Origin of the sequence: Nocardioides sp. YR527 (assembly GCF_900101045.1) — a bacterium.
GTDB lineage: Bacteria > Actinomycetota > Actinomycetes > Propionibacteriales > Nocardioidaceae > Nocardioides.
Genome location: NZ_FNFN01000003.1, coordinates 21,065 through 43,505, shown reverse-complemented (window position 1 = coordinate 43,505; position 22,441 = coordinate 21,065). Strand labels below are relative to the sequence as shown.

Below are 22,441 nucleotides of genomic sequence, written 5' to 3'. Positions count from 1 at the left end.
GCCGCAGAAACGGTGCTACCTTCGTCACAGAGCCTAACTAGTTAGGTGCCTAGGTAGCGGGAGTAGCCCGCACCGCCAACTGACAAGGAACTAGAGCAATGGCGATGCCGCAGAAGATGCAGATGACGACCGAGCAGTTCTTCCCGAACGGCGCGTACGTGGTGGGCGATGTGACCCCGGTGGCCGACTTCGACGCCCCGGCTCCGGCGAAGGGTCAGCCTCGGCCGCAGAAGCGCGACATGGAGACCGGGCTGCTGGTCTGGTCGGTCCCGGTGCTGGACACGGACCCGAACGCGAAGAAGCACCAGAAGACGGTCAACGTGAAGATCCTGGCCAAGGTGCAGCCGGTCCCGCCGCGCAACGACACGGGGCTGCCGGTCATCCCGGTCGAGTTCACCGAGCTCGAGGTGGGCTACTACGTGAAGCGCGAGGGTGACTTCTCCCGGATCGAGTGGACCCTGACCGCACTCGGCATGACCGAGCCCGGTGCCGGTCGCAAGCCCGCTGGCAACGGCGGTGCTTCCACGTCCTCGAAGGCGGCTGCCTGATGCGTACGCACGAGCTGGTGTGGGCGCTGGGCCTGCTCGACTCCGTGGCCGACGTGGAGGCACTCGCGCTCCGAGTGGACACCTTCTACCTGACCGATCCGTGGGTCGAGTGCATCGAGGTCTACGTCCACGCGGACTCGTGGACCGACGCGGGACGGCTGGTGGAGGAGCTGAGGCTTCGTGAAGACGTCGATGCTTCCCGCCTGCACTCCTACGAGGACGGGACGGTGAAGCAGTTCCGGACCTGGCGGGCCTGGTCGGCAGATGCCTCCCAGACCGCACCGGTCAACGTGCAGGTCACTGCCGCCGAGGTCGTCGCGGACGAGACCCCTGAGGGGTTGGCGGCGTGAGCCTCTACCTGGTGTGGATCGGTGATGGGTCCGACCCGGCGCACCTGGCCGGACTCAACGCCGACCTCACCCTGTGCGGCCAGCCCAACGCGGGCAGCCGCTGGTCGTGGGACTACCCCGACCTTTCAACCCCGGTGTGCTCGATCTGTCGCGGGAAGGCGGCAGGTCTGTGACCACGGTCCTGAGCACATCCAACATTCGCCCGCTGGCCGTCCCGTTTGGGAAGGCGTGGCGGCTGGCGGGTCCCAACTCTCAACAGCACTCGTAGCAAGGAAGGCAAGTCTGATGGTGACCGCACGACGTAAAGACCTGGACGCCTGGGCCGACATTCTCGGGGTCGACAACGACGCCGACGCGATGACGGTGCTGTCCAACCAGTACGGGCGTCTCCTCGTCATCGCTGGCGAGCTGAACACGTTCCAGAACAAGTTCTCCAAGTCCGGTGTGGTGGGCGGGGACGACATCCTCGTTGCCCTCAACGACGCTGCCCGCGAAACCCTCGATGCGGCTGACGGGCTCCGGCTTCTGCGCCGCTCCTTCGAGCGTCACGAGCGGGGTGTGGCGTGATGAGGACCAAGACCGGAAGCACCGAACTCGACGCCTGGGCTACCGCCCTCGGTGCCCACAACGACAACGAGGCGATTGCTGGCATTCAGCGTCTGCAGAGCCGCCTGGACTCGGCCACCGATGACCTGCGGGCCTGCCTGTCCCAGATGCCTGAGAGTGCTCGCCGGGCGAAGCTGACCGACGAGGTCCGCTCTTGGCTGGCCACCGGTCTGCAGAACGTGGAGGAGTCCGCGCACTTCCTGGGACGCCTCAAGGCCGGCTTCGAGCGTCACGAGCGGGGTGAGTCCTGATGTGGGGCATCTACGGCGGCGGGACTGGCCTCCGCTCTGACCTGGACGCCTGGGCCGATGCCCTCGGCGTACGCGACGACGACGCTGCCCTCTCGGCTCTGCGTCGGGTCTCGACCGACCTGAACGAGGTCACCATGCGCCTGGACCTGGTCCACGCCTCCATCGGCGGCGGCTCCTCGGTCTACAGCCTGGTCATCGCGGAGAACGTCCGCGCCTCGAAGATGTCGGCCTCACAGGCTTTGACCGAGGTCGGCATGGTCGTCGCGGCCTTCAAGAGACACGAGCGGGGTGCGTGATGGGTGACTGGATCGCGGGCAAGCTCCGCACCGCAACGCTCAAGCTCCTCCTGGCCGTGCTCTGGCTGCTGTGGTCGGTGGTTCGTCGCCCCGGCCTCGTGTTCCCGCTGGCCCTCCTCGGCTGCGTGATTGCCGCCCTGGTCGAGACCGCTGGACGTATCGGCTGGGTTCCCGTCACCGGCCTCGTCCTTGGCGTCCTCGCCCTGATCGCTGGCGGGCTTGCTGCCTGGTGGCGCTTCGCCCCGGCTTCGTTCGCTCGCTTCGCCGGTCCTGCCGGTCGTTCGGCTGGCCGGATCGTCCGTAACTGGGTCGGTCGCTGGTTCTGGTACGGCCTGATGTGGGGCTTCTGGATGCAGCGCTGCGGGCTAACGACCACGGATCGTCACTCAGGCCGAACGTTGGCCCCGCGGCTGGTCAAGGTCTCCTCGACCCCGGCCCTGGACCGGCTCCTGGTTCGTCTGCCGGCGGGGATGGCTCCGGGTGCACTGGAGGGCTGCGACGACAAGCTCGCCAACGCGATGCGAGCAGCTGAGGCACGAGTCCGGGTCCACAAGCCGGGGATGTGCTGGCTGGAGCTGGAGAAGCGCAACCCGCTGACCAAGACCATCGGCGCTATCGAGATCCCGACCGGTCCTGACGCGCTCGACGTGGCACGCCTGGACGGGCTGCACATCGGCTACACCGACCTGTTGGAGCCCTGGCGGCTCAAGGTCCGGGGCACTCACATCCTGCTCGCTGGCGAGTCCGGTGCGGGCAAGGGGTCGGTGACCTGGTCGACGGTCCGTTCCCTGGCTCCGTTCATCAAGGCCGGCCTGGTGCAGGTGTGGGCCATCGACCCCAAGGGCGGGATGGAGCTCGAGTTCGGCCGCGACATGTTCACCCGCTACGAACGCGACGACTACGAGGCCATGGCCACGCTCTTCGAAGACGCGGTCGGGGTCATGGATGACCGAACCATCGACCTGCGCGGGATCGCTCGCTCGTTCACGGTCACTCGTGAGACACCGCTGGTGATCGTGCTGGTGGACGAGTTGGCCGACGTGACCGAGCTCAACGAGGACCGACAGATCCAGAACCGGATCGAGTCCTCGATGGGTCGGCTGTTGACCAAGGGCCGCGCTCCGGGGTTCTCGGTCATCGCCTGCACCCAGATCGTGACCAAGGACGTCGTGCGGTGGCGTGACCAGTTCACCACCCGGATCGCGCTGCGCCTGAAGACCTCTGGCCAGGTCGACATGGCCCTGGGCGAAGAGGCCCACAACGCCGGCGCCTACTGCGAAGCCATCCCCGAGCACCTGCCCGGAATCGGCTACGTCCACCTCGAAGGCCACAAAGAGCCCGTGCGGGTCCGCGCCGGCTACGTCACCGATGAGGAGATCAAAGACATGAACAAGCACTACCGCGCCGGCGGGATCGAGCTGGTCCCCACCGGTCGACGCGACCAGCACACCCCCGACACCACCGACACCACGACGCTCGATCCCCGCACGTCCGAGCTGGTTGAGGTCGGTAACCGTATCGGCCTGGCCGAGTCCGACCTGACCCCCGCGGTTGCGTCGACCAAGAACACGCGTCCCGGCGACAACCGGCCCCCTCGCGGTCCGGCTGCTCCTGGCGGCGCTCCTCGTACGCGGAAGCCTCGCCGGCCCCGCACCCGCCACGCTGAGACCTCCTCCGACGTCGTCGCCGGCCAGGTGGTCAGCTCGATCGACTCGACCGATGCGGAGGTGCGGTCATGACCTCCACCGACTGGATGACAGACGGTGCCTGCACCACTCGCGAGGCTCAGGCTCTGCCCTGGACGACCGACACCATCGAGCTGCCTGAGGTCATCGTTGACCTGATGCGGGCCACATGCGACGGCTGTGCCGTCCGTTCCACCTGTAACTCGTACGCCCTCAACGAGCGGGTTTCTGGAGGCATGTGGGCCGGAACCGATTGTGCCGCGCAGCCCGTCGACCTGCTCGAGCTGATTGACAGCCTGCCGAGGACGGTGGCGGCATGACGATGTGGGAGCAGCTCGTCCTCGACATCCCGGGCTGGGAGCCCCTCGAGGTAGTGCCGACCCCAGCGATGCGTCGTGGTGAGCAGTCCCTGTTCCAGTGCTCGTGGTGCGGCTGCGTCGTCGTGCAGCCCCGCCCGATCACCCGCCGTCTCGGTGCCTGCCCCTCGTGCGATCACGACCCGGTCGAGTGGTGGACCCAAGACGCTCTCTGCGCTGGGCTGCGGGAGGTCTCGGCGTGACCCTGATGGCTGATGCTCCGGGCATCCACAGTGACGCATCCTCCTCGACCTGGGACAGCGACACCGCGTCGTTTCCTGGGTACGGGGAGGATGCGCCGCTGAATCTGTCCGGCCTCACCCCCGCCGGCCTCCAGGCCGTGACCACGCGACTCCTCGACAAGACCTTCGACGCCTTCGCCGAGACCGCGGCTGCGGTGAAGAACTGTGCCCGTCCCATCCGGCTCACCGGTCGATCTCGGACCTTCGACCGCTCCGAGGTCTCCGAGCTACGTGCAGCGCTCTACAAGACCTACGGACCCGGCGAGGTCGCCCTGGCGGAACCGGTCGGGACGTTCTCTTCCGATGAGGCACCCCTGGGCGTGCTCTACCGACCCTGCGGCAACCGACGCGCCGACATCTGCCCCTCCTGCTCCCGCACCTACGCCCGCGACACCTTCGCGATGATCGATGCCGGCCTCTCCGGTGGCAAGACAGTCTCCGCCACGGTGGCCAACAACCCGTTGCTATTCGCCACCCTGACAGCGCCATCGTTCGGGACCCACGTCCACCGACACGACAAGGACGGTGGCCGGTGTCGTCCCCGGAGTCGTGACAAGGGTGCTCGCTGCCCCCACGGTCGGCCGCTGTCATGCATGGCGCGCCACGATGACACCGATGCCTTGGTTGGCGCGCCATTCTGTCCCGACTGTCATGACTGGACCACCGCCATCGTGTGGCAATGGTGGGCACCCGAGCTGTGGCGACGTACGACCATCGAGCTGAAACGAGCCCTGGCCAAGCGCCTCGACGTCCCCGAATCGCGGCTCAAGAACGTCGCCTCGGTGCAGTTCGTCAAGGTCGCCGAATACCAGACCCGGGGCCTGGTGCACTTCCATGCCCTGCTCCGCCTCGACGGCGACGACGGTCCCGGCTCACCAGCGCCCCTGGACGGCATCGACCTCGCCCAACTCCTGGCCGACACCATCGCCAAAGTCACCTTCGAGGCTCCTCCGGTCGACCACACCGGCGTCACCCGGCTGCTCTCCTGGGGCAAGCAAGTCGACATCCGTGTCGTCCGGGACAGTGACCGCACCGACGACCCTGAGGCTGCTCTGACACCAGGACAGGTCGCCGGCTATCTGGCCAAGTACGCCAGCAAGGACGTGGCCAGCATCCGCCTCGAGGACACCACCCGCCCCCACCTGGCGCGGCTGACCTCGACCTGTCACGACATCTTCGAAACCTCTGACGCGCTCTACGGCGGGCAAGACAACCCCTACGAGCTGGTCAAGAAGTGGGCTCACATGCTCGGGTTCCGCGGCCACTTCTCCACGAAGTCACGGCACTACTCGATCACCCTCGGCCAGCTGCGTCGGGCTCGTGTCCGCTATCAGCAGCTCGTCACCGACGCCCGCCGTAACGGCGAATCGCTGGAGCAGATCTCCACCGCCGACCTGGAAGCCCGCCTCCTGGGCGACGAGGAGGAAACAACCCTCGTCATCGGTGAGTGGGCCTACCAAGGCACCGGATGGACCAACGCCGGCGACGAAGCGCTCGCCCTCGCAGCTGCTGCACGCGCCCGCGAGTACGACCAGTGGAAAGCCCAAACCAAGAACCACAACAACCGGTGAGAGGAACACGTGATGACAACCCAAGTTGAGAGCGCGCGGATCATGACTCAGGCCGAAGTCGCTGCCGTTCTCCGCATTCCAGAGAGCACCCTTCAGGACCTGGCTCGCCGTGGGCACAAGTCGATCCCGACGGCTTGGAAGGTCGGCCGCGCCTGGCGCTGGCTCGCTGAGGATGTTGACGCCTTCGTGCAGTCGCGTGGGCAGAAGAGTGCCGCATGAGCGTCAAGAAGCGCGTCTACTCCGAGACGGGACCTGACGGCAGGACGAAGACCCGGACTGTCTGGCGGGCTCGGGTGTGGACCTACCCGCCGCATGGCCCTCGGCGCGAGGTCGAGGAAGAGTTCGATTCGAAGTCTGCTGCTGACACTTGGGAAAGGAAACAGCGGGAGCGTTCACGGGGCCGCAACCTTGACCTTGAGCGCACAACCCTCGCCGATTCAGGACTGTGGGAACGAGCTGAACCGGTGCTGCGCCGGCGCCTGGCACCGAAGACGTTCGCCTACTACAAGGACGGCTGGAATCTCCGAGTGCTCCCGACCTTCGGCAAGATGAAAGTGGGTTCGATCTCGGTTGGTGATGTTGAACGGGCGCAAGCGGAGTGGACTCGGGAGAGCAGCATCCATACGGCGCGGCAGGCTCGTTACGCCCTCTCGGCCGTTCTCCGTGTCGCGGTCCGTGATCGGCTCCTCCCGTCCAACCCCGCTCGCTCTGCTGAGTCCTCGAAGGCCGAGAAGCAACGCAGACATGAGCGGAAGGTCGGGATGACGCTGACTCCAAGACAGCTCGATCTCCTCGTTGAGACCATCCGCGCTATGGAGGGTGGAGGACGCTACGCCACGATGGTGGACCTGATGGGCTCGGCTGGGCTCCGTTACGGGGAAGCAGCTGGCCTCCAGGTGGGAGACCTTGACTTCGGTCGCGGTGTGCTCGTCGTGCAGCGCAGCGTCTCGGAGATGAAGAAGGAGGAAGGCGAGGACCTGGCACCGGGATACCGACGTGAGGGAAACCTCGTGTGGGGTCCCCCAAAGGGTGGCCGGTCTCGACTGGTGCCTATCCCCCAACACTTGACCGCTGCCCTCCTCGACCTCGCCCGTGACCAGCGTCGCGATGCGCAGGTGTTCCGCTCCGAGCGGACCCAGTACGTGATTCGTGGCAACGTGTTGAAGAAGCGCACCGACTGGAAGAAGCTCGTTGCCGGTCTGGGCTTCGCCGACTTCCGCGTGCACGACCTGCGGGCAACTGCGGCAACCAACTTCCTGAGTGCCAACGTGCCCCCGCATGTCGTCCGTGACATCTTGGGCCACACCGACCTTCGGGTGACCAACGGTTACGCCCGCCCCCACGATGACGCGCTGACCCTCGCCGCTGCCGCGCTGACCGCCTACTCGGCTCGGTGATCGCGATGATGTGGCGGGGAGAGCGACGGGGAGCGGTTGCCCGAGGTGGGCAAAGCAGAACCGCCCCGTCCCAGCGAATCAACTGGTCAGAGGCGGTTTCTATGTTCTGCGCGCCTGTAGGGATTCGAACCCCAAACCTTCTGATCCGTAGTCAGATGCTCTATCCGTTGAGCTACAGGCGCAGTGTTACCGAAGCAACGTGTAGAAGATTAGCGGAAGATGGTCCGTGACCAGAAATCGCGGCGTGTGAGAAGATCTGGCGCTAGCCCACAGCATCGGGGAGGTGGAGCGTGAGCAAGCGTCAACCCACGCCGTCCGGCGAGGAGAGGAACGTGATCGACGAAGGACGCACGCCCAAGACGCGTGCACTGCTCGAGGCCAAGGGCATCGAGCTGTTCGAGCTCATCTCAAGCAGGGGCCGGATCCCTGTATCCGACCCACGGGTCGCCATCGATGGGGAGTACGCGGACGCGTTGGCAGCGCTCGAGCAACTGGGGCTCGTCCGCAAGCCTGACGAGGCTCCTGACACCTGGGTGACCGTCAACCCGACAACCGTTCAGGCGCAGGTCGTCACGCCCATGACCCAAGAGGGGATCAGGCTCCTCCAGGAATCGGCGGAGTGGGCCAACGACTTCACCGCCCTGCATGGGGCTTGGCGCCGCTCAGCGCCGGACGATCAACGTGGTGCCGTCACCAACATCCATCGACCACAGATCCAGCCGTTCATCGACTCCTTGGTCGCGGAATGCGAGTTCGAGGCACTCACCGCGCAGCCGCAGGCCACCCGTGATCCCAGCGTGCTCGCGGAAACCGCCCGCAAGGACGCCGCGCTCCTCAGACGTGGCGTGACGATGCGAACGCTCTACCAGCACGCAGCCCGCCGCAACGCTGCGACTCGGGACTACGTCGCCGCAGTCTCCCAAGCGGGAGGCGAAGTCCGAACGCTTGACGAGTTCTTCAACAAGATCCTCATCTTCGATCGGCGGATTGCGATCATCCCGGGACCCGATGGGATCGATACCGCCATAGCGGTGCGAGAGCCTGCCGTCGTGGCTTATCTGGTCGATGTCTACGAGCGGTCATGGGAACGAGCACGTCCGTTCTCCGCGGGAGACACATCGACGATGAAGGAAGTAGCCGGCGAACAGCGGTCCATGACGCTGCGGATGCTGATCGAGGGCCACTCCGACCCTGCAGCCTCGAAACGACTCGGCGTGAGCCCACGGACGTACGCGGGCTATGTCTCCGATCTCAAGGATGAGTTCGGAGCGGACACTCGGTTCCAACTGGGCTACGAGATCGGCCGCAGCGATGCCGAGAACGACGGGCTTGGCGGGACAACGCCACTGCCGAACAGCTGATGCTGGTGATCTGTGCTCCCACAGATCACCAGCATCAATTGCGGCACATCACCAGCTGGTGTCGTTCCCGGTGAGCCAACTGGTGTCAGCCTGGACGATCCAACTCGTGTCTGCTTGGGCGGGGGCAGTCGACGAGAACAGGCTGACGGCGACCATGGCAGCAGAGGCCAGCGCAAGAGCCGCCGCAGAGCGTACGTGCTTCATAGATTTTCCCTTCGTGGTCTCGAGGCCGCGGGTGTCGCCGAGAGGCCTGCGAAGTTAATTATGGTGCCAGCGGTATGTCACGAACAACCTGTGTTCCGTCGTACGGACCTTTGCAGTGCTTAAAACTGCAGGTCAGAATGCAGTTTGGCCCCCTCATGAAGGGGGCCAAACACAGTGAAACTGGCGGAGGCGGAGGGATTTGAACCCTCGATGGGGTTTAAGCCCCAAACTCGATTAGCAGTCGAGCGCCATAGACCGGACTAGGCGACGCCTCCATACCGCTCGAACAGGCTACAAGACCTGCACTCGTGGGACCAATCAGGGGGCGTCGGACGATCCCGAGGTGGTGCCGAGAGGCTTGATGGTGGCCTTCAGATAGACCTGGAGATCACGTACGAACTGCTCTCGGTCGATGCTGAGGATGGTCACCGGGATCGTGGTGGCGCCACCCTTCTTGAGCCGCAGCTCCAGGCACGGGGTGCCGGCGGGCATGGTGGTCACCGCCTCCTGGATGTCGACCCAGCGGGCCTCGCGGACGCCGGCACCCCGCACGAACGCGACCCGGTAGCCCTGGGCGCTGGCGCGCAGGACGTACGCCTTGTTGCGAAGCCACCAGCCGAACCCGATCACCGCGGCGACGCCGACGCCGAGCGGGATCAAGAGCCACGCGAAGTCGATCCGGGCCGCGATCACGACGGCCGTGCCGGCGAAGACGAGGAGCGCCAGGCCGACCACGGCGGCACCAAGGAGGCGGGCCTGCACGGAGGGGGCCAGGCGGTAGTAGGTGAGCTCAGCAGATGACACGCTCTCCATTGTGGCCGACACGGGAGCCGAGAGCCGCATCGGCTTGCTCCTTTACGTGACCTAGGTCACAATCTGGTCATGACAGGTGTGCTTCCCAATATGTCGGATGCTCTTCGGGCCCTGGATACCGCAATCGCCGCTCCCCGTCCGGGGGCCAACGTCGGCCTATGGCGCTGGTCGGTGCGCCAGCGCCTCGCGGGCGTACGTGATGCGTTGCTGGTCCTCGACACCGGTCAGGAGTGGCATGCCCTCAGCGATGTCGGCGCGCTCCGGGACCGCGGCACGCTGCTGAGCAGGCTCGCCGTCCTCGCCGACGACGTGCTCGACCGCACCGACCTCGAGGATCTGCTCCTCGAGCTGCGGCGGCTGATGATCGACGTGGATCGGCATCTGCAGGAGGTCTAGCGTCCCGTGACGCTCACGTAGCGTGACGCCAAATTTGGCAGAGGGGGCGGGATTCGAACCCGCGGTAGGTCTCCCTACGACCGCTTTCAAGGCGGTTCCGATCGGCCACTCCGGCACCCCTCCATGCGCCCGTGGGCGCGGGAGCGAGTCTAGTGCGCCTGAGGCTCAGGCGCTCAACTCGACGAGGACGTCGCCCTCCTGGACGACGTCTCCGGAGGCGACCTTGACCGCCACCACGGTGCCCGGGGCCTCGGCGAGGACCGGGATCTCCATCTTCATCGACTCCAGAAGCATGACGGTGTCTCCGACGGCAACCTTGTCCCCGGGCTGCACTCCGACGCTCATGACGTTCGCGACCATCTCGGCAGCGATCGTGGTGGGGACTCTTCGGTTCATACCCCAGAACCTATGGGTTACCGCGAGGTAGCCCCAGCCGGGCAGCGCCTCAGAGCAGCGCGTGGGTGCGGCCGGGCTCGGGGCGGACGGCGCTGGCCTCATCGGCCTCACGCGCCGCCCTGCGACCGCTGCCGGCCGCAGGCGAACCGGTGAGCGCGAGGTCGATGCGGATGATGATGAACGCGATCACCAGACCGATGAGTATGCTGTAGACGACCGAGAGAGCCGCTTCGGCGAGCCCGACATCGGGGTTGAGGAACGTGCTCGCGACAGGCGCTGTGAGCGCGACACCGAAAAGGCAGACCCACCAGCCCTGGCGTCGACGGGAGCGCATGTGGGTGCCCCAGACGAGCGCCGGGACCCCGAAGAGCGCCTGGATCGGGTGCGGGTAGCCACCGATGTGGATGCGGCACCAGCGCTGCATGTCGTCGACCGAGTCCATGAGGCCGGTGCTGCCGTAGCGGCGCAGCATCTCGGCGTAGATCAGGGTGAGCGCGAGCATCAGGCCACCGATGCCGACGATGATCGCGCCGCGCCGGCCGAGGCCGTGCAGGCCCGCGCCGAGGCGGTAGACCGCGAAGAAGGCGATCGCGAGCGAGCAGGCCAGCGTCGCGTACTCGAATCGGGAGACCATCACGACCGGCTCGAAGCCGAGCGCGGCGAAGCTTCCGAGCGCGGCGATCCCGACTGCGATGAACGTCTCCCGGATCGTCTTCGGGAAGCGACGAGACGGGACGGTGGCCATCACCGCGAGGACCGCGGCCACCGATGCGACCAGAACCGCCGCCCCCGTCCGCAGCGCCTCGTTGTCCACGAGCACCACGACGAGTCCGGCAACCCCTGCCAGAGATCCGAAGATCAGCGGGCGGCCACCGGTGCGGTGCGCCAGCGCGAAGGTGTAGGCGGTGCCGACCACGACGGCGCCGAGGCCGCCGAAGATCTCCGGGCCGAGATCGAACGCACTGACCCCGAGACCGAGCACACCGACGACGAGCGCGGCCAGCCAGATCGCCCGGACGGTGCCGGCGGTCAGGCTCTCGATGATGCCGAGGCCGGCGCGGGCGGCGCCCGCTCCGGGAACCCTCGGCTGCGCGAGGAACGAGGTCACCTTGGCGGCGGTGGTGGGCCGACCCGACGGCTCGATGTCGTAGGGCCCGGGCCCCGCGGGATCATGGATCGGCTCGAGATGGCCGGACTGGTAGGGGTCGGCCTGATAGGCGGGCTGCTGGACGTGGGGCGGCGTCTGCGGCGCCTGCGCCAGGCCGGTCGTCCCGAGATAGGGAGCCGGCGTGGAGTAGGCGGGCGCCTGCCACGCACTCGGCGGCGGCGCGGTCGGCCCGCTCAGCGCCGGCTCGGGCTCCGCCCGGAACCCCGGTGCCGGGTAGCCGCCATAGGGGGACTCCTCCGGCGCCGCACGCGCGGCACGCTTGCCCGTGTAGCCGTTCGGCTCGTCGAACTGCTCGGGCTCGGCACGCCCGGCGATCCGGCGACCACCACCCGTGGCGGGAGGCTCCTGAGGCGGCTGACGCTCGTCGTACCACGCGTCCTCGGCCCAGCCGTTCTCGCTCCAGCCCTGGCTGTTGCTCTGTCCGTCGTAGGTCTGGCCGGCGTCCTGATAGCCCGACCAGTCGTCCTCCGCCCACTGGTCGTAGGCCAGTGCCTCGCTCGAGGTCGGCTCGACGTAAGCGGGTGTGGGTTCACTGCGACCGGCTGCACGACGGCCACGCTTGCTCTTGTCAGCGCGACGGCGGGGGGCTCGGTCCATAACAGGCGAGGATACCGGGGAAGGGGTGAACCTAACGAGTCATCGATATCCGTTTACCGCTGTGACGGGGAGTTGTTGACGAGGGTCACATTCTGCGGTTGACCAGGGAGGGGTTGGTGCGACGCGCCTCCTCGAGCACGGCTCGATCGATCGTCGCGGAGACGATCTCCTCGCCGTCCCCGGCCTCGGCCAGCACGTCCCCGAGGGGGTCGACGACCATCGAGTGACCGCAGTAGCGAGGGGCCGACTGGGCAGCCGCCGCGATGAAGACGGTGTTCTCGATCGCGCGTGCTCGCACGAGCGTGCGCCAGTGGTCGACCTTGCGCGGACCGGCCACCCACGCGGCCGGCAGCACGATCAGCTCGGCACCCTGGTCGACCAGACGTCGCGCGAGCTCGGGGAAACGCAGGTCGTAGCAGGTCATCAGTCCCGTCGGCACTCCGTCGATGTCGACCACCACCGGCTCGATCGAGCCGGCGACCAGCGCGTCCGACTCCTTGTAGCCGAAGGAGTCGTAGAGATGGATCTTCCGGTACGCCGCCTCCGCACCGCCTCGCACGAGCAGTGTGTTGAACGGCCTCCCCTCAGGGTCGCCGCTCGTCTCGAGCATCCCGGCCACCACCGTGGCCGCACGCTCCCGGGCCACCCGGGACAGCTCGGTCCCGAACGGCCCGTCCTGGCTCTCGGCGAAGGAGCTCAGGTCGGATCCCGGCTTGCCGAAGTCGCGAGCGAAGACCTCCGGGAAGACGACCAGATCGCTGCCCTCCGGCGTCAGCTCCGCCAGGAGCGCTCGGTTGGCGTCCGGCTCGAGGCCGGAAGCCTGCTGCACGAGACTGATCCGGAGGCTGTTCCAGGTGGTCACGAGTCCAGACTAGAGTCCCGCTGTGTGACTGCTTGGGACGAATGGGAGCCGTACGCGGCCGTGCTGCTCGCCGGAGGACGCAGCTCCCGCCTCGACGGGATCGACAAGTCCGGCATCGAGCTCGGCGGCCGCACGATGCTGGCCTGGACGTTGGACGCCGTGGTCGACGCGATGGAGGTCGTCGTGGTCGGCGACCCGGTGCACACCGAGCGTCCGGTGACCTTCGTCCGCGAGGACCCCCGCTTCGGCGGCCCGGTCGCGGCCCTGCTGACCGGCCTGGACGCACTGCTGACCTCGCGGGCGTACGTCGGTGTGGTCGCCGTGGACATGCCTTTCCTGCGTCCGCGGACCCTGTCGCGGCTCCGGGAGGCGGCGTTCGGTCGCGACGGCGCCGTGCTCGTCGGGCCCGACGAGCGCCGCCAACTGGCCCTGGTCCTCTCCACCGCACGGCTCGCCGAGGTCCGTCCCGACCACGAGGGGCAGCACGGGATGCCGTTGCGCAAGCTCCTGGCCGACCTCGACCTCGTCGAGGTCCCGTCCGAGGGCGACGAGCATCGCGACATCGACACCTGGACCGATCTGAAGTCGATCTAGCTGACCGGCTGGGTCCGCTGGGCGACGCTCACGAGCGTGTAACACGCTGTTACACCGACTATCCGGTCGTTCTGATGGGGCGAGTAGTCCTACGAACGACGTGTTACACGTCGCCCGGCCCCAGCAGCCGACCTCAGCGGACCTACTGTGGTGGCATGCGAGCCGTCGTTGCAGAGCAGCCCGGAGGGCCTGAGGTCCTCACCGTCACCGACCGACCCGACCCGGAGCCGGCAGCTGGTGAGGTCGTGATCGACGTCGCCGCAGCGGGCCTCAACCGGGCCGACCTGCTGCAGCGGCAGGGCTTCTACCCGCCCCCGAAGGGCGCCAGCGACATCATCGGGATGGAGTGCAGCGGGGTGATCTCGGCGGTCGGCGAGGGCGTCGACGAGTGGGAGGTGGGCCACGAGGTGTGCGCGCTCCTGGCGGGCGGCGGCTACGCGACGAAGGTCGCCGTCCCGGCCGGACAGGTGATGCCGGTGCCGGAGGGCGTCGACCTGGTCACCGCCGCCGCACTCCCCGAGGTCACCACCACCGTGTGGTCCAACGTGTTCATGGTCGGCGGGCTGACTCCCGACGAGACGTTCCTGGTCCACGGCGGCGCCGGCGGGATCGGCACGATGGCGATCCAGCTCGCCAGCCAGATCGGCGCCCGGGTGATCACCACGGTCGGCTCCGCCGAGAAGGCCGAGCTCGCCAAGTCGCTCGGCGCCGAGGCGGTCATCAACTACAAGGACCAGGACTTCGTCGAGGTCGCCAAGGTCTACGGCGGCGCCGACGTCATCCTGGACAACATGGGCGCGAAATACCTCGCCCGCAACATCGAAGCCCTCAACCCCGAGGGTCGTCTGGTCATCATCGGCATGCAGGGCGGCACCAAGGCCGAGCTCGACATCAACGCCCTGCTCCGCAAGCGGGCCGCGGTGATCGCCACCAACCTCCGCGGCCGCCCGGTCGAGCAGAAGGCGACGATCTGCGCCGAGGTCGTCGAGCGCATCTGGCCGATGGTCGAGGCCGGCGAGGTGAAGGCGGTCGTGCAGGACGTACTTCCGCTGGCGGAGGCCGCCGAGGCACACCGGCTCATGGAGTCCGGCACGCACACCGGCAAGATCCTGCTGACCACTAGGTAGGGTTGAGCGCATGACGCAGGAGCAGACCGGGGAAGTCGTGGTCATCGGACCCGACGGGCAGCCGATCGCGGTGCCCGCCGACGTACTCAAGGACGCCACCGCGCCGGAGGCGAACGAGGACGAAGAGCGCGATGTGACCGACCTCGTGGAGCAGCCCGCGAAGGTGATGCGGATCGGTTCGATGATCCGACAGCTGCTCGAGGAGGTGAAGGCCGCACCGCTCGACGAGGCCTCCCGCAACCGGCTCCGCGAGATCCACCAGGCCTCGATAAAGGAGCTCGAGTCCGGGCTCGCACCCGAGCTGGTCGAGGAGCTGGAGCGGCTCTCGCTGCCGTTCGCCGAGCAGCAGACCCCGTCGGAGGGTGAGCTGCGGATCGCGCAGGCTCAGCTGGTCGGCTGGCTCGAAGGTCTCTTCCACGGCATCCAGACCGCCATCTACGCCCAGCAGGTCGCCGCGCGCGCCCAGTTCGAGCAGATCCGCAAGGGCCTGCCGCCGGGCGTGAGCCTCTCCCCCGAGGGCCAGCCGGCCCCCGGCCAGGGCGGACCCCAGCAGGGCGGCCAGCACGACCACGGCGACACGTCCGGCGGGCTCTACCTCTAGTCGTGCGGCGGGATGTTCACCGAGGTACCTCGGTGAACGCCAACTCCCTTCGCGGAGCTCCACGAGGTGAGTGACCGCTGACCGAGTTACCTCGGTGAACATTCACGGCAGCGGCCCACCGGCAAGAGCCACGACGACACCGACCCCTGCAGCGAGCAGCAGGGTGAGGACCACGCCGCGCCTGAGCAGCAGCAGGAGTACGCCGGCGGCAGCCAGCACCACCCACTGCCACCATTCGCTCGTCGCCAGTGCCAGCGGCACCGCGGACCCGAGGATGGCACCGATCGCAGCCGGTCCGGCGCCGTCGAGGAAGGCACGGGCGAGCGGCGAGGAGCGCAGCGCCTCGAAGTGCCGTCCGCCCGCGATGATCATCACGAACGACGGCCCGAACGCGATCACGGCAGCACCCAGCGCGCCGAGGAGTCCGGCGGCCGCGAAGCCGACGACCGCGACGGTGTGGACGACCGGGCCCGGGGTGATCTGCCCGAGCGCGACCGCGTTGAGGAACTCGGCGTCGCTCATCCAGCCGTAGCGGTCGACCGCATCCGACTGCATCAGCGGGATGATCACGAACCCGCCGCCGTACGACAGCGCGCCGACCTTGAAGGCCGTCCACGCCAGCGGCGCCGCCACCGCGGCGGTGAGCGCTCCTTGGGCCAGGACCGGCACGGTGAGGACCGACTGGAAGGAGTTCGTACGCCACGGCCTCCGCATCGCCACCTCGACGAGCCCGGCGCCCACGAGCACGAGGACCACCCAGGCTCCGGTCGTCGCGGCGGCGACGGTGCCGACGACGGCGTAGAGGATCCATCGCGGGCGCGACGCGGTCCGCTCATAGGAGGACGGCACCAGCGCCCAGCCCGCCTGGACCGCGACCGCGGCGACCGCCGCACCGGCACCGGCGCCCGCACCGAGCACCCACGCGGGCGGGTCGCCCAGGAACAGCGCCGCCAGGGCGAGGATCAGCACCAGACCCGGCAGGATGAACGCAAGCCCGCCGACCAGCGCACCGAGGGCTCCTCGGACCCGCCAGGCGGTGAAGATCGCCAGCTGGGTCGAGGAGGGGCCCGGGAGCAGGTTGCAGGTCGCGATCGCGTCCTCGAACTCCTCCGGCTCGACCCAGCCGCGGCGCTCGACGACGGTCTCGCGCAGCAGGCGGATGTGGGCGGGCGGTCCGCCGAACCCGATGACTCCGATCCGGCCCCACTCCCGCGTGATCTCCACCAGCGTCGTGGTCATGACGCGCAGCGTACGGGCTCGGCATGAAGTTTCTCAGATGTGGATGTTCTGTAACTTCAAAGTGGCGAAAAGCTGCGTCATGACCTGGTCGCGACCCCGTTTCTCTCACGTGAAGGCCGCCGGACAACGGACGGCCAGCGCCGACCGCCGAGAAGAGGAAACACCATGGCTACCACCACGATCACCGCACGTCACCGCAGTGACCTGACCGCCGTCGAGTCGATCCGCAACAACGTCCTCGACGCCGTCCGCAGCCTCCGCAAGCCCGACCCGTCGGAGCACAAGCACCGCGGCGGCATGCCGCCGGCCGTCGGCACCACGATGTTCGGCGTCGCCGCCGTGGCAGCCGTCGGTATCGTCGCGCTCGGCGCCTTCCGCTGACCATGCGCCTACATCTTCGGTCCGTCGTACACAGCCTGATGCTGTGGGTGGACGCCCTGGGCCTACTGAGGGGGAGGGCCAGGGCACGGTCGGGGGGCCGCACCACCACGGACTGAGTGTCGTCGCACGAGCGGATCGGGGGATTCACGCTCGCGCAGGCGGCACCTGCGAGAGATCTCGTCATACCGGGGGATATCGACCGGATCTCGCAAGACCGCAGCCGACCATCGAGTGGGGGATGGTCGGCTGCGGCGCGTCTACAGGTCGACCCTCAGGCCGGGACCGACGACTCCTCCACCCGTCCGCCATCGGCAGGATCGGAGGCGGCCGCGTCGCGGCGTACGTCGGCGTCCTTCCACAGGTCGAGGAGCACCGCCGGCCAGATCTCCTCGTCGGTCGCCGCGAGCTCCGCCCGCGTCCACCAGCGGTGCTCGGCCATGGTGAGCAGCTCCTCCTCGGTGTGACCGGCGGTGGAGACCTCGAAGGCCGGCACCCAGCAGGCGTAGAAGACGTCGTCCTGGTCGATGACCACGTCGCTGTAGCCGTGCACCACGGTGCGCCGCATCGTCGGCCCGAGCAGGTCGGCCTCGGTGACCCGGAGACCGGTCTCCTCCTCGAGCTCACGCACCGCGGCGACCCGCTCGCTCTCGCCCGGGTCGATGCCGCCGCCGGGGGTGATCCACCAGCGTGCTCCCGGGATGCCCGGGTCCGAGTCGGCGAAGAGCAGGATCCGGTCGCGGTCGTCGATCAGGAGTACGCGGACCGTGCTCCGGGTGCGGCGAGGCCGCTCCGCGGGCGCGACCGGGACGAAGGTGCGTGGTGAGTCTTCCTCGGAGGCCATGGCCCCATCCTCACCCACGCGGCGCCGGCGGCCAGGCCGGGAGGGAGCGGAGGATCAGAAGCCCTCGCCGATCAGGTGCGCACCGCCCAGCGGGTCGTTGTTCCAGGAGGTCGTCGTCCAGCCCTCCTCCAGGCTGCCCTCGACGACCGCGAGGCCGGTGTTGCGGATTCGGTTGTCGTCGCCGAAGGCGGGCGACCGCGTGGTGCGCAGCCCGGTCCACATCCGGATCGCGGCACCGTGCGAGACGATCGCGACGGTGTCATCGGGCCCGTGCTGCTTGGCCACGGACTGCACCGCGGCGTCGTAGCGCGCCAGGAACTCGTGGCCCGCCTCGCCGCCGGGAACCGGGGTCTCGAGCGTGCCGGCGATCCAGTCGCCGAGCGCCTGGAGGTAGGCCGTCACGGACTCCTTGTCGGTGGCCATCTCCAGGCTGCCGGCGGTGATCTCCTCGAACCCCTCCTGCACGACGACCGGCAACCCGAGCCGGCTGGCGAGCGGCGCGGCGGTCAGCTGCGTACGCACCAGCCGCGAGGCGTACAGTCCCGCGATCCTCTCCCCCGCCAGCGCATCCGGAACCGCCGCGGCCTGGGACAGGCCGAGCTCGGTCAACCCCGCTCCCGGGAAGGCAGTGTCGAGCGCCCCCGAGACGTTGCTCGGGGTCTGTCCGTGTCTGATCAGCAGAAGTCTCATATGCCGGTAAGGGTACGGGACCCACCGCACCGGAGGTGACGGACTAATCTGAATCCGGACGAACTACTTCCGGGAGCCGCCACGATGGCACATGACGAGAGCCCGACCGCTCGCGCACTGCTCACCCTCGAGCTGCTGCAGTCCTCCCCCGGCATCACCGCCGAGCGGCTGGGCGAGCGGCTCCGGGTCACCGAGCGCGCCGCCCGGCGCTACGTCGCGATCCTGCGGGAGGCGGGGATCCCGGTCGAGTCCGAGCGCGGTCCCTATGGCGGCTACCGGCTCGGCCGGGGGATGCGTACGCCGCTCATCTTCACGACCGCGGAGGCGCTCGGCCTGGTGATGGCCCTGCTCGACGGCCACCACGACATCGCCGACGCCACCGGTCCGGTTGGGAGCGCGGTCGGCAAGATCGGCCGGGTGCTGCCCGAGTCGCTGTCCCAGACGGTGGCCGCGGTGCGGCGTACGATCTCGGCCGTTCCCGACCAGAGCGCCATCTCGCCCGACCCGGACATCACCACCAGCCTGGTCCAGGCCTGCGACTCCCGGCGGCGCACGACCATCGCCTACACGACCGAGAACGGCAACGAGCGCAAGATGGTCGTCGACCCCTGGGCCGTCGTCGTACGCCATTCCCGCTGGTATCTGCTCTGCTGGTCGCACACCGCCGACGCGCGCCGAGTGCTCCGCGTCGACCGGATGGGCGCGGTCGACATCGAGGAGACCGGCTTCGTACGTCCGCAGATCGACCCCGTCGCCGAGGTCGAGGAACACCTCGGCGAAGGCTGGGCCTATGAGGTCGAGGTCGTCTTCGACGCCCCGTTCGCGCAGGTAGACCGCTATCTTCCGCGCGTCCTGGGCCGCCTCGAGCCCCTCGATGAGGGCCACTGCCGTCTCGTCGGGAGCACCAACAGCCCGGGCTGGTACGCCCAGGAGCTCGCCCGACAGGCCGTCCCGTTCCGCGTGGTCGAGGGCGACGAGGTACGCCGCTGCGTAGCCGAGCTCGGTCAACGACTCCTCGACGCCGCCGAGCGCTGACCGGTCCCGGCCGATTCGGGGTAGTCCGGACGAATCGTCAGGAGAGCCTTGCGGGGAGGTGGGAGTAGCCGCGGAGGATGCGGGTGGGGTGGCGCTCGCGGTCGTCGCGGAGCTTCAGATCCGGGAAGCGCTCGAAGAGGAGCCGGAGGCCGATCTCGCCCTCCATCCGGGCCAGGGCGGCACCGAGGCAGAAGTGGCGGCCGCTGGAGAAGGAGAGGTGGTCGCGAGCGTTCTCCCGGGTGACGTCGAAGGTGTGCGGGTCGGTGAAGACGGCCGGGTCACGGTTGGCGGCGGCCAGCACAGTGTTGATGATCGTGCCGCGCGGGATCGCCTGGCCGGCGATGGTGGAGTCACGCCGGGCGACCCGCCCGGTGAGCAGCACGGGCGGGTCGAGGCGCAGGATCTCGTCGGAGGCGTTCGACCACAGGTCGGGCTGCGCCTTGAGCACCTCGAGCTGAGCCGGGTTGTCGTGGAGCAGCGCGATGCCGTTGCCGATCAGATTCACGGTGGTCTCGAAGCCGGCCGCGAAGACCAGCCCGGCGATGGCCCTCAGCTCCCGCTCGCTGAGCCGGTCGCCGTCGTCGCGGAGGGCGACGAGCTGGCTGAGCAGGTCGTCACCGGGGTGCTCGGCGAGATACTCCAGGTGGCCGCGGAGCCAGGTGTCGAACTCCTCCAGGGAGGCCTCCATGTCACGGAAGGTGCGCCAGCCCAGGCCGATGTCGAGGCTCAGCGCCGCGCCCTTGCCGAGCTCGAGCATGCGTTCGCGCAGGTCGACGGGGACGCCGAGCACCTCGGAGATCACCGTGATCGGCAGCAGCCCGCAGTAGCGGGTGACCAGATCGACGTCGGCCCCTGAGGCGGCCTCCTTCTCCAGGTCGTCGAGCAGCTCTCGGGCGATCTCCTCGGTCCGGGCGCGCAGCTTCTCGACTGCGCGCACCGTGAAGACCCGGGTGACGAGCTTGCGGTAGCGGGTGTGCTCCGGCGGCTCGGTCGCCAGCAGCGACGGCGGCTGCAGCGGGGCGAAGACGTCGCTGGCCGACCAGCTCGCCGCCCTCGCCAGCAGGCCGGTGCCCGACTCGTCGGGCGCGAAGAACCCGGTGATGAAGTCGTTGCTGGTCAGCACCTCCTTGATGACCTCGTGGTCGACCGCGAGGTGGCTGAACCCGCCCTGGTAGAGCGGCCCGCGGGCACGGAACTCCTCGAACAGGTCGACCAGGTCGAAGGTGTGCGACCCGGGTCCGCTCAGGATCAGGTCGCCCTGGAGGTCACCCTTCCGGGCGGACCGGACGATGGCCGTACGCGGCAACCCGTGCCCCAGCGCCCAGCGCACGCCCTGCTTGGCGGTGCGTTCCACCGTCCCCAGCGTCCGGCCCACCGTCCGGCCGGCAATCGAGCCGGCGCCGGCGGGCGGCGTGATCTTGAGCGGCATGCGAGACCTCCGAGGCGCAGGAACACGTTCTCATGCAGCGTACGCCGCACCGGAGGCCGCCACATCCGACCGTGGTAGCAATTCAGCCCAAGGTCAGCGCCGCACGAACTCGCGATCGCCCTTGGGCCACGAGTGCGTGTAGCCGGTGACCTTCTTGGCACCCTCGACCCGCACACTCCACTCCGCGTGCCCGGAGGCGACCGGCTTGACCACGACGAGCTGGTCGGGCTCGGTGATGGTGACCGTACGCGTGAACCGCTCCGGCGCACCCCACGGATCCATCGCGATCGTGGCCGTCACCGGCAGCCTGCTGGCATCGATCCGCAGCCCGATGGCCTCGGTCATCGCGATCGCCTCGACCGACAACGTCCTGGTCGGTTCGGGCGCGGGCTTCTTGGTCGGCTTGGGCGTCGGAGTCGGTGTCGGAGTCGGCGTCGGCTCGACACTGACCGAGGATGCCGACGCGCTCGGCGAGGGCTTCTCCGACGGCGCCTCGTCGCTGGCCCCCGCGCTCGGCGCCGACTGCTGGCTCTGCGGATCCTTCTTGTCGGACGGGTCCGTGCCGGAACCGGTCACGACGCCGCGTACGACCTCGTAGATCAGGATCAGCAGCAGGATGGCGAGGACGACCAGCACCACCCGGCCGCGACGCGTCATCCGCGACCGACGGTAGGGGCCCGACTCCAAGTGGTGCAGCGGCACCAACGGTCCGGCGACGGCCCGCCTGGCGGGGGGCCCACCGCCAGGTTCCGGCTCTGGCCCGGGGTCCGCTTCCGGCTCCGCTTCCGGCTCCGGTTCAGGCTCCGGTTCAGGCACCGGCGGCGGCGCAGGTGCCGGCGGCGGCGCAGGCTCAGGTTCCGGCTCAGGTTCCGGTTCGGGCTCTGGCTCGGGCTCCGGTTCGGCCTCGGGCTCCGGTTCCGGCTGCAGCTCAGGTGGCTCGACGACAGGCGCCGGAACGGCCAGGACGGGCGGCACGTACGGCTCGGGCTCGGGCTCCGGCTCCGGCTCGACGACGCCTTGGACGATCACGGGCCCAGCCCCAGCGGGGAGCCAGGCCGCGCCGGGTACGTCGTCGGGCGAGGCGTAGCTCCCGAAGACCTCGAGGGTCTCGACGTCGGTGACGTGTCCGTCGGGATGGACGACCATCCGGACACGGGCCTCGTCGTCGGTGGCGACGACCTGGACGGGCTTGCGACTCGGGCCGGCGAGCTGTTCCCGCACGGCGCGGATGCCTGCCTGGTGCGGGTCCTCCCCCCACGGACGGTCCACCACCAGGCCGTTGAGCGTCGTGACCCCGCGGGTGACGGAGAGGATGGCTGTCTGCTTCCGGGCCATCAGTGGCCTCCGGAAGGGTCAATGCACACGTGTGGGGGTCCTCGCGGTGGGGAAGCGGGCAACGGGCTCG

Annotated in this window: 28 protein-coding genes and 3 tRNA genes; 19 read left to right on the top strand and 12 right to left on the bottom strand. The window is 68.6% G+C overall.

Annotation, left to right across the window (positions count from 1 at the left end; translation table 11 throughout):
* The first annotated feature begins 98 nt into the window (after positions 1-98).
* The 12 genes from BLT25_RS08790 (at position 99) to BLT25_RS08740 (ending at position 7,302) form a co-directional block, all read left to right on the top strand.
* A complete protein-coding gene (locus tag BLT25_RS08790) occupies positions 99-548 on the top strand; it encodes a hypothetical protein (protein WP_091044492.1) in 450 nt (149 codons plus the stop codon).
* Positions 548-898: a hypothetical protein gene (locus BLT25_RS08785; RefSeq protein WP_091044489.1), complete on the top strand. Its 351-nt coding sequence runs from the start codon at positions 548-550 to the stop codon at positions 896-898. Before BLT25_RS08790 ends, BLT25_RS08785 begins: the two co-directional genes overlap by 1 nt.
* Positions 895-1,071, top strand: a complete 177-nt coding sequence (locus tag BLT25_RS29810) for a hypothetical protein (protein ID WP_176883732.1) — start codon at positions 895-897, stop codon at positions 1,069-1,071. Before BLT25_RS08785 ends, BLT25_RS29810 begins: the two co-directional genes overlap by 4 nt.
* 112 nt (positions 1,072-1,183) lie before the next feature.
* On the top strand, positions 1,184-1,465 hold the full coding sequence (locus tag BLT25_RS08780) for a hypothetical protein (RefSeq protein WP_091044488.1): 282 nt from the start codon (positions 1,184-1,186) through the stop codon (positions 1,463-1,465).
* Entirely contained in the window at positions 1,465-1,755 is a 291-nt protein-coding gene (locus tag BLT25_RS08775; RefSeq protein WP_091044485.1) for a hypothetical protein, read from the top strand. Before BLT25_RS08780 ends, BLT25_RS08775 begins: the two co-directional genes overlap by 1 nt.
* Positions 1,755-2,051, top strand: a complete 297-nt coding sequence (locus BLT25_RS08770; protein ID WP_091044483.1) for a hypothetical protein — start codon at positions 1,755-1,757, stop codon at positions 2,049-2,051. The genes BLT25_RS08775 and BLT25_RS08770 overlap by 1 nt, the downstream gene beginning before the upstream one ends.
* Positions 2,051-3,790, top strand: a complete 1,740-nt coding sequence (locus tag BLT25_RS08765) for an FtsK/SpoIIIE domain-containing protein (RefSeq protein WP_091044481.1) — start codon at positions 2,051-2,053, stop codon at positions 3,788-3,790. Before BLT25_RS08770 ends, BLT25_RS08765 begins: the two co-directional genes overlap by 1 nt.
* Entirely contained in the window at positions 3,787-4,056 is a 270-nt protein-coding gene (locus tag BLT25_RS08760) for a WhiB family transcriptional regulator (protein ID WP_091044480.1), read from the top strand. Before BLT25_RS08765 ends, BLT25_RS08760 begins: the two co-directional genes overlap by 4 nt.
* Complete coding sequence (locus tag BLT25_RS08755) at positions 4,053-4,295, top strand: hypothetical protein (RefSeq protein WP_091044477.1); 243 nt, start codon at positions 4,053-4,055, stop codon at positions 4,293-4,295. The genes BLT25_RS08760 and BLT25_RS08755 overlap by 4 nt, the downstream gene beginning before the upstream one ends.
* Positions 4,296-4,300: 5 nt before the next feature.
* The gene (locus tag BLT25_RS08750; RefSeq protein ID WP_371113335.1) at positions 4,301-5,905 is read left to right on the top strand and encodes a replication initiator; all 1,605 of its coding nucleotides are present in this window, start codon (positions 4,301-4,303) and stop codon (positions 5,903-5,905) included.
* Positions 5,906-5,917: 12 nt separating this feature from the next.
* Entirely contained in the window at positions 5,918-6,124 is a 207-nt protein-coding gene (locus BLT25_RS30665; RefSeq protein ID WP_091044472.1) for a helix-turn-helix transcriptional regulator, read from the top strand.
* Positions 6,121-7,302, top strand: a complete 1,182-nt coding sequence (locus tag BLT25_RS08740) for a tyrosine-type recombinase/integrase (RefSeq protein ID WP_091044471.1) — start codon at positions 6,121-6,123, stop codon at positions 7,300-7,302. The genes BLT25_RS30665 and BLT25_RS08740 overlap by 4 nt, the downstream gene beginning before the upstream one ends.
* Positions 7,303-7,411: 109 nt before the next feature.
* Here the strand turns inward: BLT25_RS08740 and BLT25_RS08735 are convergent.
* Positions 7,412-7,484 (bottom strand) — tRNA-Arg (locus tag BLT25_RS08735).
* Between the two features lie 108 nt (positions 7,485-7,592).
* Here BLT25_RS08735 and BLT25_RS08730 point away from each other — a divergent pair.
* The gene (locus BLT25_RS08730; protein WP_256328517.1) at positions 7,593-8,663 is read left to right on the top strand and encodes a LuxR family transcriptional regulator; all 1,071 of its coding nucleotides are present in this window, start codon (positions 7,593-7,595) and stop codon (positions 8,661-8,663) included.
* Between the two features lie 385 nt (positions 8,664-9,048).
* Here the strand turns inward: BLT25_RS08730 and BLT25_RS08725 are convergent.
* A tRNA-Ser gene (locus tag BLT25_RS08725) sits at positions 9,049-9,142 on the bottom strand.
* A gap of 43 nt (positions 9,143-9,185) precedes the next feature.
* Positions 9,186-9,680 carry a hypothetical protein gene (locus BLT25_RS08720; protein WP_256328567.1) on the bottom strand — a complete coding sequence of 165 codons (495 nt, stop codon included), beginning with the start codon at positions 9,678-9,680 and terminating at the stop codon, positions 9,186-9,188.
* Positions 9,681-9,770: 90 nt separating this feature from the next.
* Between BLT25_RS08720 and BLT25_RS29805 the strand changes: the two genes are divergently transcribed.
* The gene (locus BLT25_RS29805; RefSeq protein ID WP_176883730.1) at positions 9,771-10,076 is read left to right on the top strand and encodes a hypothetical protein; all 306 of its coding nucleotides are present in this window, start codon (positions 9,771-9,773) and stop codon (positions 10,074-10,076) included.
* A gap of 35 nt (positions 10,077-10,111) precedes the next feature.
* Here the strand turns inward: BLT25_RS29805 and BLT25_RS08710 are convergent.
* The 4 genes from BLT25_RS08710 to BLT25_RS08695 form a co-directional block, all read right to left on the bottom strand.
* A tRNA-Ser gene (locus BLT25_RS08710) sits at positions 10,112-10,199 on the bottom strand.
* Between the two features lie 42 nt (positions 10,200-10,241).
* Positions 10,242-10,472: a biotin/lipoyl-binding carrier protein gene (locus BLT25_RS08705; RefSeq protein WP_091044463.1), complete on the bottom strand. Its 231-nt coding sequence runs from the start codon at positions 10,470-10,472 to the stop codon at positions 10,242-10,244.
* Between the two features lie 49 nt (positions 10,473-10,521).
* Positions 10,522-12,237, bottom strand: a complete 1,716-nt coding sequence (locus BLT25_RS30330) for a hypothetical protein (RefSeq protein ID WP_256328516.1) — start codon at positions 12,235-12,237, stop codon at positions 10,522-10,524.
* 85 nt (positions 12,238-12,322) lie between these two features.
* Positions 12,323-13,099, bottom strand: coding sequence for a carbon-nitrogen hydrolase family protein (locus BLT25_RS08695; protein ID WP_091044460.1), 777 nt, complete (start codon positions 13,097-13,099; stop codon positions 12,323-12,325).
* 24 nt (positions 13,100-13,123) lie between these two features.
* On the opposite strand from BLT25_RS08695, the gene BLT25_RS08690 reads away from it, so the two are divergent.
* The 3 genes from BLT25_RS08690 to BLT25_RS08680 all read left to right on the top strand — a co-directional run bounded on the left by BLT25_RS08690 (position 13,124) and on the right by BLT25_RS08680 (position 15,421).
* Positions 13,124-13,693 (top strand): molybdenum cofactor guanylyltransferase, encoded by a 570-nt coding sequence (locus BLT25_RS08690; protein WP_091044459.1) that lies wholly within the window; start codon positions 13,124-13,126, stop codon positions 13,691-13,693.
* A 155-nt stretch (positions 13,694-13,848) separates the two neighbouring features.
* A complete protein-coding gene (locus tag BLT25_RS08685) occupies positions 13,849-14,820 on the top strand; it encodes an NAD(P)H-quinone oxidoreductase (protein WP_091044456.1) in 972 nt (323 codons plus the stop codon).
* 10 nt (positions 14,821-14,830) lie between these two features.
* Entirely contained in the window at positions 14,831-15,421 is a 591-nt protein-coding gene (locus BLT25_RS08680; RefSeq protein WP_091044454.1) for a bacterial proteasome activator family protein, read from the top strand.
* A gap of 102 nt (positions 15,422-15,523) precedes the next feature.
* Here the strand turns inward: BLT25_RS08680 and chrA are convergent, their stop codons facing one another.
* A complete protein-coding gene (chrA, locus tag BLT25_RS08675) occupies positions 15,524-16,660 on the bottom strand; it encodes a chromate efflux transporter (protein ID WP_091044451.1) in 1,137 nt (378 codons plus the stop codon).
* Between the two features lie 165 nt (positions 16,661-16,825).
* Between chrA and BLT25_RS08670 the strand changes: the two genes are divergently transcribed.
* Positions 16,826-17,041, top strand: a complete 216-nt coding sequence (locus BLT25_RS08670; RefSeq protein WP_091044450.1) for a hypothetical protein — start codon at positions 16,826-16,828, stop codon at positions 17,039-17,041.
* A 271-nt stretch (positions 17,042-17,312) separates the two neighbouring features.
* Here the strand turns inward: BLT25_RS08670 and BLT25_RS08665 are convergent, their stop codons facing one another.
* Positions 17,313-17,882, bottom strand: coding sequence for an NUDIX hydrolase (locus tag BLT25_RS08665; RefSeq protein WP_091044447.1), 570 nt, complete (start codon positions 17,880-17,882; stop codon positions 17,313-17,315).
* 54 nt (positions 17,883-17,936) lie between these two features.
* Entirely contained in the window at positions 17,937-18,572 is a 636-nt protein-coding gene (locus BLT25_RS08660) for a histidine phosphatase family protein (protein WP_091044446.1), read from the bottom strand.
* A gap of 84 nt (positions 18,573-18,656) precedes the next feature.
* On the opposite strand from BLT25_RS08660, the gene BLT25_RS08655 reads away from it, so the two are divergent.
* Complete coding sequence (locus BLT25_RS08655) at positions 18,657-19,607, top strand: helix-turn-helix transcriptional regulator (protein WP_091044443.1); 951 nt, start codon at positions 18,657-18,659, stop codon at positions 19,605-19,607.
* Between the two features lie 37 nt (positions 19,608-19,644).
* On the opposite strand, the gene BLT25_RS08650 is transcribed toward BLT25_RS08655, so the two are convergent.
* Positions 19,645-21,036 carry a cytochrome P450 gene (locus tag BLT25_RS08650; RefSeq protein WP_091044441.1) on the bottom strand — a complete coding sequence of 464 codons (1,392 nt, stop codon included), beginning with the start codon at positions 21,034-21,036 and terminating at the stop codon, positions 19,645-19,647.
* Positions 21,037-21,129: 93 nt separating this feature from the next.
* Entirely contained in the window at positions 21,130-22,371 is a 1,242-nt protein-coding gene (locus BLT25_RS29800; RefSeq protein ID WP_176883728.1) for a hypothetical protein, read from the bottom strand.
* Between the last annotated feature and the right edge of the window lie 70 nt (positions 22,372-22,441).

Bases quoted from the DNA above. Each gene is read 5' to 3' on its own strand.
- BLT25_RS08790 (WP_091044492.1), top strand. From the start codon at position 99: ATGGCGATGCCGCAGAAGATGCAGATGACGACCGAGCAGTTCTTCCCG.
- BLT25_RS08785 (WP_091044489.1), top strand. From the start codon at position 548: ATGCGTACGCACGAGCTGGTGTGGGCGCTGGGCCTGCTCGACTCCGTG.
- BLT25_RS08780 (WP_091044488.1), top strand. From the start codon at position 1,184: ATGGTGACCGCACGACGTAAAGACCTGGACGCCTGGGCCGACATTCTC.
- BLT25_RS08775 (WP_091044485.1), top strand. From the start codon at position 1,465: ATGAGGACCAAGACCGGAAGCACCGAACTCGACGCCTGGGCTACCGCC.
- BLT25_RS08770 (WP_091044483.1), top strand. From the start codon at position 1,755: ATGTGGGGCATCTACGGCGGCGGGACTGGCCTCCGCTCTGACCTGGAC.
- BLT25_RS08765 (WP_091044481.1), top strand. From the start codon at position 2,051: ATGGGTGACTGGATCGCGGGCAAGCTCCGCACCGCAACGCTCAAGCTC.
- BLT25_RS08760 (WP_091044480.1), top strand. From the start codon at position 3,787: ATGACCTCCACCGACTGGATGACAGACGGTGCCTGCACCACTCGCGAG.
- BLT25_RS08755 (WP_091044477.1), top strand. From the start codon at position 4,053: ATGACGATGTGGGAGCAGCTCGTCCTCGACATCCCGGGCTGGGAGCCC.
- BLT25_RS08750 (WP_371113335.1), top strand. From the start codon at position 4,301: ATGGCTGATGCTCCGGGCATCCACAGTGACGCATCCTCCTCGACCTGG.
- BLT25_RS30665 (WP_091044472.1), top strand. From the start codon at position 5,918: ATGACAACCCAAGTTGAGAGCGCGCGGATCATGACTCAGGCCGAAGTC.
- BLT25_RS08740 (WP_091044471.1), top strand. From the start codon at position 6,121: ATGAGCGTCAAGAAGCGCGTCTACTCCGAGACGGGACCTGACGGCAGG.
- BLT25_RS08720 (WP_256328567.1), bottom strand. From the start codon at position 9,680: ATGGAGAGCGTGTCATCTGCTGAGCTCACCTACTACCGCCTGGCCCCC.
- BLT25_RS29805 (WP_176883730.1), top strand. From the start codon at position 9,771: ATGTCGGATGCTCTTCGGGCCCTGGATACCGCAATCGCCGCTCCCCGT.
- BLT25_RS08705 (WP_091044463.1), bottom strand. From the start codon at position 10,472: ATGAACCGAAGAGTCCCCACCACGATCGCTGCCGAGATGGTCGCGAAC.
- BLT25_RS30330 (WP_256328516.1), bottom strand. From the start codon at position 12,237: ATGGACCGAGCCCCCCGCCGTCGCGCTGACAAGAGCAAGCGTGGCCGT.
- BLT25_RS08685 (WP_091044456.1), top strand. From the start codon at position 13,849: ATGCGAGCCGTCGTTGCAGAGCAGCCCGGAGGGCCTGAGGTCCTCACC.
- BLT25_RS08680 (WP_091044454.1), top strand. From the start codon at position 14,831: ATGACGCAGGAGCAGACCGGGGAAGTCGTGGTCATCGGACCCGACGGG.
- chrA (WP_091044451.1), bottom strand. From the start codon at position 16,660: ATGACCACGACGCTGGTGGAGATCACGCGGGAGTGGGGCCGGATCGGA.
- BLT25_RS08670 (WP_091044450.1), top strand. From the start codon at position 16,826: ATGGCTACCACCACGATCACCGCACGTCACCGCAGTGACCTGACCGCC.
- BLT25_RS08665 (WP_091044447.1), bottom strand. From the start codon at position 17,882: ATGGCCTCCGAGGAAGACTCACCACGCACCTTCGTCCCGGTCGCGCCC.
- BLT25_RS08660 (WP_091044446.1), bottom strand. From the start codon at position 18,572: ATGAGACTTCTGCTGATCAGACACGGACAGACCCCGAGCAACGTCTCG.
- BLT25_RS08655 (WP_091044443.1), top strand. From the start codon at position 18,657: ATGGCACATGACGAGAGCCCGACCGCTCGCGCACTGCTCACCCTCGAG.
- BLT25_RS08650 (WP_091044441.1), bottom strand. From the start codon at position 21,036: ATGCCGCTCAAGATCACGCCGCCCGCCGGCGCCGGCTCGATTGCCGGC.
- BLT25_RS29800 (WP_176883728.1), bottom strand. From the start codon at position 22,371: ATGGCCCGGAAGCAGACAGCCATCCTCTCCGTCACCCGCGGGGTCACG.